The sequence below is a fragment of the Ruegeria sp. L11 genome (assembly GCF_056531755.1).
On record NZ_JBQFMI010000025.1, the window covers coordinates 25,092 to 33,101 of the forward strand.

The following is an 8,010-nucleotide window of genomic DNA, read 5'->3' on the forward strand; positions in this document are numbered from 1 at the left end:
TGGACGAATAACCTGCCCGGAAACACCGGCATCCAAATCGCCTTTGGTCTAGTTTCGTGACTGCTGAGACGAATAGAAATACGCAATGGCCTGCGTGCGGTTTTTGACACTCAGCTTTTCGTAGATGTTGGACAGGTGAAACTTGACCGTGTTTGTCGAAATCTGAAGTTCCTTCGACAGGTCCCGGTTCGACATTCCTTGGGCCAGCGCCTCCAGAATTGCGCGTTCCTTACGCGACAGACTCTGGATTGGGTCCTGTTGCATCTTCCGGATATCGATGAACGGGAATACCATCTTACCCGCTGCAACTTTGGCGCAGGTTTCCAGCAGACCCTCAACCTCGCCCGTGCGGGCGGCAAATCCAGCCGCACCCGCCTGCATCGCCAATCGCGGGACATCGCCGCCAGTGTCGCCATAAACGACAAAGCGCGGGGCGTTGGGCTGATCGCGCAGAACCTCAATCAGTTTGGCGGCCCCCAAAACCGGAAGTGTCCAGTCGACGACACCAACCTGAACGGGAACCCGCATCACCGTTCCCAGAAACCCTTCGGCCGTTGCTGACGTGGCCATCAGCGAGAATCGGGGGTCCCGCTCGAATATTTCGGACATGGCCGACAGAACCAGCGGGTTGCCGTCCGCCAGCATGATGTCGATGGGTTTGTTCGGTGTCTCAACCATATGATTTTGCCCCGATTCCGGAAAAACCTACCCATAAGGATAGGTCATTTCTTTGTATACCTTCGTATTTTTACCAAAACGGGTAGGTACTGCCCCATCCTATTGGCCATCCAAAAGCAGTAGTAAGTTACGTTGCGTCATAAGGCAAGCTCGCGTTTCCTGCTCGGTAACTTGACACAACGGGCCGCAATGCCCGGCCAACAGCCGAGGATGCCAGACCATGACTTTTCAGATTTTCCCTCCGCTCGAAATCCCTCAGACCCTCGCTGCGGGGCCGGGACCGGGCAACACGGATGCGCGCGTCCTCAAGGCCTTTGCCGATGCAGGCGTTGCCGATCACATGCAGGGGGACGTCCTTAGGGGGATGATCGAATGCAAACACATGCTGCGGAAAATCTGGGGTACCCAAAACGCCTATACCTTTGCTGTTGCCGGCACCGGTTGGAGCGCCCTGGACACCATGTTTTCGGCTGTCATGCCTGGCGATAAGGTCGTTGCTTTTGCCAACGGCACATTCTCAGGGATCGACGCGCTGACCCTGCGGATCAAGGCGGCGACGCCCGAAGAACATGCAGCCAACCCGATGGCACCTCAGGCCGCCAGCGTCACCGTGATCGAGGTTCCGCACGGCCAGCCGGTCACCGGTGATCTGGTCGAGGCGACGCTGGCGCAGCACAAACCGAAATGGGCTTTCATGGCGCATTGGGAAACCGGATCAGGCCGCATCAATGACCTGCTCGGATTTTCCGACGCGTGCGAACGCCATGGCGCGATGGGTCTGATCGATGCGGTGTCGTCTCTGGGCGTCGATGACTTCTCGATAGACGATTTTCCGGGTATCGCCGGATGGGCGTCCTGCCCGCAGAAAGGTCTGTGTTGCTTGCCGCTGACCTATGCCCCTGTCAGCTTTACCGACGCCTATATCACCTCGCTAAAAACCACCGGTGCCTATACCTATGTCCACAATCCCATCTTTGAGGCCCGCCATTGGGGCATTGTCGATGGGCAGGATGTTGAAAAGGGCACCTATCACCGCACCCATTCAGGTTACGCCGTAGCGGCCTTCCATGAATCCCTGCGCCTGACCCTTCAGGAAGGTCTGGCCAAGCGGTCCGCGTCGTACAAGACGCACGAGAAGGTTCTGCGGGACGCTGTCACCGAAATGGGCTGCGAGGTCACCTCCGACATGCCCAGCCTGATCGTGCTGAACCTGCCCCCGGAACTGGCTGGCCGCGAGATGGAGCTGGTCCAGAACTGCCGCGCGCGCGGGTTTGGCATCTGGCCGACGCTCAGCGCACCCGTGCAGGTGCGCATCGGCATCCTCAACCAATTGAACCGCGACGCCGTCAGCCGGATCGTGCGCCTGTTCGCCGAAGCCATCCGAGAACTGGGCGGAACGGTCGACCAAGACGCAATCGAAGACCTGCTGGAAAGCCGTTACGGCACCTCAATCGCTGCATAAACAGGAGCGGATCAGATGGATATTCACGAATACCAGGCAAAGGAAATTCTTTCGAATTTCGGTGTCGCCATACCATCCGGCGCACTGGCCTACAGTCCGGAACAAGCGGCCTATCGGGCGCGTGAGCTGGGCGGTGACAAATGGATCGTCAAGGCGCAGGTCCATGCAGGCGGTCGCGGCAAGGCCGGAGGGGTCAAGCTGTGCAACACCGAAAACGAAATCTATCAGGCCTGCGATGATCTGTTTGGCCGCAAGCTGGTCACGCACCAGACCGGCCCCGAAGGCAAAGGCATCTATCGCGTCTATGTCGAAGCCGCCGTGCCGATTGATCGCGAGATCTATCTTGGTTTTGTCCTCGACCGGTCCAGCCAAAGGGTGATGATCGTGGCCTCGTCCGAGGGCGGGATGGAGATCGAGGATATCTCGGCTGACCGCCCGGAAAGCATCGTCCGCTCCATCGTGGAGCCGGCGGTTGGGCTTCAGGAATTTCAGGCGCGCGAGATCGCATTCAACCTCGGGCTTGAACCCAGGCTGATCCAGCAAATGGTTCGTACGCTTCAGGGCTGCTATGCCGCCTTTAGCGAGCTGGACGCGACAATGGTCGAGATCAACCCGTTGGTCATCACGGGTGACGACCGGGTTCTGGCGCTTGACGCCAAGATGAGCTTTGACGACAACGCCCTGTTCCGCCATCCGCAAATCTCTGAACTGCGTGACAAAAGCCAGGAAGACCCGCGCGAAAGCCGCGCGGCCGACCGCGGATTGTCCTATGTCGGGCTGGACGGAAATATCGGCTGCATCGTCAACGGTGCCGGTCTGGCGATGGCCACGATGGACACGATCAAGCTGGCCGGTGGCGAGCCTGCAAACTTCCTCGACATCGGCGGCGGGGCCTCACCCGAACGTGTGGCCAAGGCATTTCGTCTGGTCCTGTCGGACGACAATGTTCAGGCCATTCTGGTCAACATCTTCGCCGGTATCAACCGCTGCGACTGGGTGGCCGAAGGCGTCGTTCAGGCGCTGCGGGAACTTGACCTCGATCTGCCCGTCGTCGTGCGGCTGGCTGGAACAAACGTCGAAGAGGGTCAGAAGATTCTGGCCAAGTCCGGCCTGCCGATCATTCGCGCCACAACGCTGATGGAGGCGGCAGAACGCGCTGTTGGCGCATGGAAAAACGACCTTACTCAAGGCACCAAGATGAGGGCTGTGAAATGAGCATTCTTCTCGACCGTGACTCGCGCGTCATCGTGCAGGGCATCACCGGCCGCATGGCCCGGTTCCATACCAAGGACATGCTGAACTACGGCACCAATGTCGTGGGCGGTGTCGTCCCCGGCAAAGGCGGGGAAACCGTCGAAGGTGTTCCGGTCTTTGACACCGTCAAACAGGCTGTCGAGGCGACCGGCGCGGATGCCAGCCTTGTTTTTGTGCCCCCGCCATTTGCGGCTGATTCAATCATGGAAGCCGCAGATGCCGGTATCCGCTACTGCGTCTGCATCACCGACGGGATCCCGGCGCAGGACATGATCCGGGTGAAGCGGTACATGTACCGCTATCCGAAAGAGAAACGCATGGTGCTGACCGGTCCGAACTGCGCCGGTACGATCTCGCCCGGAAAGGCGTTGCTGGGCATCATGCCGGGTCACATCTATCTGCCCGGCCATGTCGGCATCATCGGCCGCTCGGGCACGCTGGGCTATGAGGCTGCGGCGCAGCTGAAAGAACGCGGCATCGGTGTCTCGACCAGTGTCGGGATTGGTGGCGACCCGATCAACGGGTCATCCTTCAAGGACATCCTGCAGCGGTTCGAAGAGGACGAGGACACCCATGTCATCGCCATGATCGGCGAGATCGGCGGCCCACAGGAAGCTGAAGCTGCCGATTACATCCGCGACCACATCACCAAGCCGGTGATTGCCTATGTCGCGGGGCTGACCGCCCCGAAAGGCCGCACCATGGGCCACGCGGGTGCGATCATCTCGGCCTTTGGCGAAAGCGCCAGCGAAAAGGTCGAGATCCTGTCCGCCGCCGGGGTGACCGTTGCCGAAAACCCCGCGGTGATCGGTGAAACAATTGCCCGTGTGATGGAGGCCGCGTGATGGTCAAACCCTCGGTTCTTGTGACCCGTCGCTGGCCTGCCGCCGTCGAGGCGCAGCTGGCCGAGACCTATAACGCCGTTCTGAACACCGGGGACAAACCCATGTCCCCGGCCGAAATCCGGCAAGCCTTGAAAACTTATGACGCGGTGCTGCCAACTGTAACGGACACACTGAGCGCCGAGGCAATGGACGTCCCTGGTGCGCAGACCAAGATCCTGGCCAATTACGGTGTCGGATACAGCCACATCTGCGAACCGTCGGCGCGTGAGCTGGGCATGACCGTGACCAACACGCCCGATGTTTTGTCCGAATGCACCGCTGATATCGCCATGACCCTGCTGCTGATGGTGGCCCGGCGCGCGGGCGAGGGTGAGCGCGAGCTTCGGTCCGGCAACTGGACCGGATGGCGGCCCACGCATCTGGTTGGAACCAAGGTCAGCGGCAAAACGCTGGGCATCATCGGCTATGGCCGCATCGGGCAAGAGATGGCCCGGCGTGCGCATCATGGCTTTGGCATGGACATCCTCGTCTACAACCGCAGTCAGATAGCGCCGGATGTGCTGGCCAGGTGCAATGCAACGCAGGTGGCCTCGATTGACGACTTGCTGCCGCAATGCGACTTCGTCTCGCTGCATTGCCCCGGCGGGGCTGAAAACCGCCATCTGATCAACGCGCGCAGACTGGGCCTGATGAAGCCCGACGCCTTTCTGATCAACACCGCGCGCGGTGAGGTGATCGACGAATGGGCGCTGATACAGGCCCTGATGTTCGAGATGATCGGCGGGGCCGCGCTGGACGTGTTCGATGGTGAACCCCGTATCAGCCCGGACCTGCTGCAATGCGACAACCTCGTGATGCTGCCACATCTGGGCAGCGCCACCCGTGAAGCGCGCGAGGCGATGGGGTTTCGGGTTCTCGATAACCTGAATGATTTCTTTGAAGGCCGCGAACCCCGGGACCGCGTGATCTGATGCAAGCGCTGGCCCCGAATATGCAGCCCACTCCCAACCCCTCGAGCTATGCCGAAGGGTTGCGCTCGGAATTGCGGGCGTTGTGGCGGAACATATTGCTGAAACGGGCGCCACATGTGGCGGCATGGGCCGAGGCCACGCCGCTGCAAGCCATTCCCACGGGACCCGAAGCAACGCCGTATTTGCAGGCCCTTTCGATCTGGTTCCAATTGTTGTGCATCATCGATGAAAACGCCGAGGTTCGGGACCGTCGATTGACCGAAACCCAAAACGGCGCAGAAGCGGTAGAAGGCGGTTTTGCCGAAGCCCTGACGGACTTGTCCCTGACCTATAACCAGGTTGAAAAGCTGACCGCTAACCTGTGTACCGGTCCCACGCTGACCGCGCATCCGACCGAAGCCAAGCGGGTTACGGTTCTGGAAATTCACCGGCGTATCTACCGCAACCTCGTCAGTCTTGAAACGCAACGCTGGACCCCGACAGAACACGCCGAATTGCTGAATGGTCTGGAAGGAGAGATTGATCTCTTGTGGCTGACCGGCGAACTCCGCCTGTCGCGCCCAAGCCTGCACGACGAGATCGAATGGGGGTTGCAGTTCTTCCGCGATGCAATCTTTGACGCCGTCCCGCAGGTTATGGGCCGCTTCGATCAGGCCTGCCTGCAAGTGCTGGGCCGTACGCTGAGCGATACACCCGATATCCGCTTTCACAGCTGGATCGGTGGCGACCGGGATGGCAACCCGAATGTCACGACCGAGATGACCGCATTGGCGCTGAAACGCGGTCGCGAAACAGTTCTGGATCTTTACCGCCAGGCTCTCGAACGTGCTGCGGGCAGGTTGAGCATCAGCGCACTGATATTGCCCTTACCTGAGCCTGTCAGGACGCAAGTACAAGCGATAGTTGACCGGGCTCCGGTCGCCGGGCGCAATCGGAACGAACCGTTCCGGCAAGCACTCAATGCCATTCGCTATCGGCTGACAAACAACGGATATGATCACATCTCGCAATTCGTGGGCGATCTCGACACGCTTGATACCGCTTTATGTGCGGTCAATGCGGATATTCTGGCGCGGCAGCACATCCGTCCGCTGCGTCGGGCCGCTTCGGTTTTTGGGTTCCGGACCACAACGCTGGACATCCGCCAGAATTCGACCGTCACAACCGATGTTCTGGCCGAAGTCTGGTCGCATTCCGGACAGGCGCCGGTTTACGGCACAGCCGAATGGTCAACCCGCTTGCGAACCGAACTGGCGGATCAGAACCTGCCCTATCAAAACCGCGACGTGTTAAGCGATCAGGCGCGGGAACTGCTTGCTCTTCTGGCTCTGGTCTATAGCGTTCGATCGGGACCGGACCCCAGGGCAATAGGGCCCTTCATCCTGTCCATGACCCGTTCGGACGACGATATTCTCGGCATCTACCTGTTGGCCCGCTATGCCGGGTTTGGGTCTGAAACTCTGGATCTTTCGGTAGTCCCATTGTTCGAGACGATTGCCGATTTGCGAAATGCCCCATCGATCCTGCTGGACGTTCTGGCTGTTCCGCTTGCCCGTCGCAGCCTCAAAACCGACGGTCGGGTAATCGAGGTGATGCTGGGATATTCGGACAGCGGCAAGGACGGGGGCTATTTCTGCTCAACATGGGAGTTGGAGCGCGCCCAACGCCGGATCGTCTCGGCGCTGGCTTCGCAAGGTTTCAAGGCCACGTTTTTTCATGGTCGCGGCGGCTCGGTCAGCCGGGGCGGTGCACCGACCGGGCGCGCCATCGCCGCGCAACCCAGTGGAACAGTTGCCGGGCGGCTGCGCGTGACCGAACAGGGCGAGGTGGTTTCGGCCAAATATGCCAACCGGGGCACGGCTGCGGCGCATCTGGAGTTGTTGCTGTCAAGCACGATGCGCCATACGGCGACCCTTGACGAGGCGCCTTCACGGCCTGAATTCGATGACGCATTGGATGCTTTGTCAGAGTTGTCACAGACAGCCTATGTCTCGCTTTTGCAGATGCCGGGTTTTCTGGACTATTTCCAGCAGGCGAGCCCTGTCCAAGAACTTGCCCGCCTGAAAATGGGGTCCCGTCCGACCCGCCGGTTCGGCGCGGCCAGCCTGGATGACCTGCGGGCCATTCCATGGGTCTTTGCGTGGTCGCAGAACCGTCACCTGATTACTGGTTGGTACGGGTTCGGCACCGCCATGGCCAGTTTTCGCAAGTTTCGCGGCGCGCGCGGTGATGACGTGTTGCACGACATGTTTCGACACTCCCGCCTGTTCCGCCTCGCCGTCGATGAGATGGAAAAATCGCTCTATCAGACGGATATGGGAATCGCAGCGCAGTATGGCGAATTGGTCTCTGATATCGAGATCCGCCAACGTGTATCGCAGGTGATCAAGGCGGAATACGATAGTGCCTGCAAAGCGATCCGGTTTCTGACCGGTGGTCAGGTCATCGGCCATCGCTTTCCCCGCCTTTGCGAGAGGTTTGACCGCAAACAGGCCGAATTGGCCCGCATTCATGCTCTTCAGGTCGAACTGCTGCAACACGCCCGCAACGAACCGCAGGCAGGGTCAGTTCCCGTGCCCCTGCTGCAATCCATGAACGCCATTTCCGCTGGCCTTGGCTGGACCGGCTAACCATTTTCAGGAGACCAAAACTGTGAACGTCCCGCATCGAACAGATGGATTTTTCACCCAGTCCTTGTCGGACCGCGATCCTGAGCTTTTTGGCTCGATCCGGTCTGAGCTGGGTCGTCAGCGCGACGAGATCGAGCTGATTGCGTCCGAGAACATCGTCTCTGCCGCCG

The 8,010-nt window shown here is 59.9% G+C and carries 6 protein-coding genes and 1 pseudogene; 6 read left to right on the forward strand and 1 reads right to left on the reverse strand.

Annotation, left to right across the window (positions count from 1 at the left end; translation table 11 throughout):
* Positions 1-48 precede the first annotated feature (48 nt).
* Positions 49-678 (reverse strand): response regulator transcription factor, encoded by a 630-nt coding sequence (locus ACR0CE_RS19685; protein WP_267365646.1) that lies wholly within the window; start codon positions 676-678, stop codon positions 49-51.
* A 220-nt stretch (positions 679-898) separates the two neighbouring features.
* Here ACR0CE_RS19685 and ACR0CE_RS19690 point away from each other — a divergent pair, with 220 nt between their 5' ends.
* The 6 genes and pseudogenes from ACR0CE_RS19690 to glyA form a co-directional block, all read left to right on the forward strand.
* On the forward strand, positions 899-2,140 hold the full coding sequence (locus tag ACR0CE_RS19690) for a pyridoxal-phosphate-dependent aminotransferase family protein (protein WP_480833524.1): 1,242 nt from the start codon (positions 899-901) through the stop codon (positions 2,138-2,140).
* A 15-nt stretch (positions 2,141-2,155) separates the two neighbouring features.
* Positions 2,156-3,355 (forward strand): malate--CoA ligase subunit beta, encoded by a 1,200-nt coding sequence (locus ACR0CE_RS19695; RefSeq protein ID WP_267365650.1) that lies wholly within the window; start codon positions 2,156-2,158, stop codon positions 3,353-3,355.
* Complete coding sequence (sucD, locus tag ACR0CE_RS19700; protein WP_480833525.1) at positions 3,352-4,239, forward strand: succinate--CoA ligase subunit alpha; 888 nt, start codon at positions 3,352-3,354, stop codon at positions 4,237-4,239. Before ACR0CE_RS19695 ends, sucD begins: the two co-directional genes overlap by 4 nt.
* On the forward strand, positions 4,239-5,210 hold the full coding sequence (locus ACR0CE_RS19705; RefSeq protein WP_480489218.1) for a 2-hydroxyacid dehydrogenase: 972 nt from the start codon (positions 4,239-4,241) through the stop codon (positions 5,208-5,210). Before sucD ends, ACR0CE_RS19705 begins: the two co-directional genes overlap by 1 nt.
* Positions 5,210-7,840: a phosphoenolpyruvate carboxylase gene (locus ACR0CE_RS19710; protein ID WP_480833526.1), complete on the forward strand. Its 2,631-nt coding sequence runs from the start codon at positions 5,210-5,212 to the stop codon at positions 7,838-7,840. Before ACR0CE_RS19705 ends, ACR0CE_RS19710 begins: the two co-directional genes overlap by 1 nt.
* A 22-nt stretch (positions 7,841-7,862) precedes the next feature.
* Positions 7,863-8,010: pseudogene (gene glyA, locus ACR0CE_RS19715) on the forward strand (serine hydroxymethyltransferase); the annotation flags it as partial.

Bases quoted from the DNA above. Each gene is read 5' to 3' on its own strand.
- ACR0CE_RS19685 (WP_267365646.1), bottom strand. From the start codon at position 678: ATGGTTGAGACACCGAACAAACCCATCGACATCATGCTGGCGGACGGC.
- ACR0CE_RS19705 (WP_480489218.1), top strand. From the start codon at position 4,239: ATGGTCAAACCCTCGGTTCTTGTGACCCGTCGCTGGCCTGCCGCCGTC.
- ACR0CE_RS19695 (WP_267365650.1), top strand. From the start codon at position 2,156: ATGGATATTCACGAATACCAGGCAAAGGAAATTCTTTCGAATTTCGGT.
- ACR0CE_RS19710 (WP_480833526.1), top strand. From the start codon at position 5,210: ATGCAAGCGCTGGCCCCGAATATGCAGCCCACTCCCAACCCCTCGAGC.
- ACR0CE_RS19690 (WP_480833524.1), top strand. From the start codon at position 899: ATGACTTTTCAGATTTTCCCTCCGCTCGAAATCCCTCAGACCCTCGCT.
- sucD (WP_480833525.1), top strand. From the start codon at position 3,352: ATGAGCATTCTTCTCGACCGTGACTCGCGCGTCATCGTGCAGGGCATC.